Below are 1068 nucleotides of genomic sequence, written 5' to 3' on the forward strand. Positions count from 1 at the left end.
TGGATGGGGATTTTCAATGCGTTCGTCAATTAAGTTTGCAGGCAAAGTCTCAAGCAAAGTTTCATCGATGCGGCCGTGCCCCTTTTCGCAAAGATAACGGCTTATTGCCGCAGACTTTTCTTGCTTGGCATATTCACGGTTGAAGATTGCCTCAAGATGTCCGCGTAATTCTTTATTGCCGCCGTTGTCCTTGATGCACAGCAAATAATCGGCCCCGTGCCGCAGTATGGCCGTTGATACTTCACTTAAACTGTTAAGTGCATCGGACATGACAATAGTGCCGCGAATATCTAAATTCGGCAGCAGCGATAAAAATGCCGGTACTTCGTGATTCTTTTCTAAAACACTCTTTACCGCCATGGCGATTTTATGAGTGCTGTTGTAAACACTGACCCCGACAGCTCCCTTTTTACGGCGGGAACTCTCTCCTTTACGATACGAAGATACGATTTCCTGACCGTCGAAACTTACGGTTTCTTTATCAGCAAGTTTAGGACGCTCCCGCTGCTCACCTGCCTTTATCATTTCGCAAAGTGCCGTCTTAACCGCACTGAAATAACTTTCAAGCAGCTTATTGATTTCTTCAGGTGAAAACATCCGCATTACGCAGTTTACCGTCGATTCCGATAACCGGTAACGCGGCCGCGGCATTCCCGGAATTAAATACTGCAGCTCAAGATTACGGGCCCGATAAAAATTAACTACTTCCACAGCCGTTATATTCCCGCATAACCGTGCCAACAAAATAACCGTCACCATTACGTCCAAAGGATAGATGATTTTTGTTTCGCTGCGCTTGTCGGTTAAAGCGTCTCTGATATCTTTAAGACACCGGGATATTGTCGCGGTAACTTCACCTGATAAAGCGTCGTATATAGCTTTTGCTTCTTTAAGCTTAAACTCAAAATGTACTTTATCCGTAGGAGTTCCGGTGTGCGGATAATATAATCGCGAATATTCTTCGATAATTGAATCAAAATCATCGCTCTCATGAAGACGGCAGCGACATGACTTTGCCAGGTTGCGCAGCTCTTCACAAGCAATGAACATAAAAAATCCTTAAAAAAA

The 1068-nt window shown here is 44.4% G+C and carries 1 protein-coding gene; it reads right to left on the bottom strand.

What is annotated here, in order from left to right; all coding sequences use genetic code 11:
• The coding region (locus tag HMPREF9444_RS03685; protein WP_009143016.1) for an ISAs1 family transposase at nucleotides 1–1050 on the bottom strand (1050 nt) is incomplete at its 3' end.
• Nucleotides 1051–1068 lie beyond the last annotated feature (18 nt).

Origin of the sequence: Succinatimonas hippei YIT 12066, from assembly GCF_000188195.1 — a bacterium.
Taxonomy (GTDB): Bacteria; Pseudomonadota; Gammaproteobacteria; order Enterobacterales; family Succinivibrionaceae; genus Succinatimonas; species Succinatimonas hippei.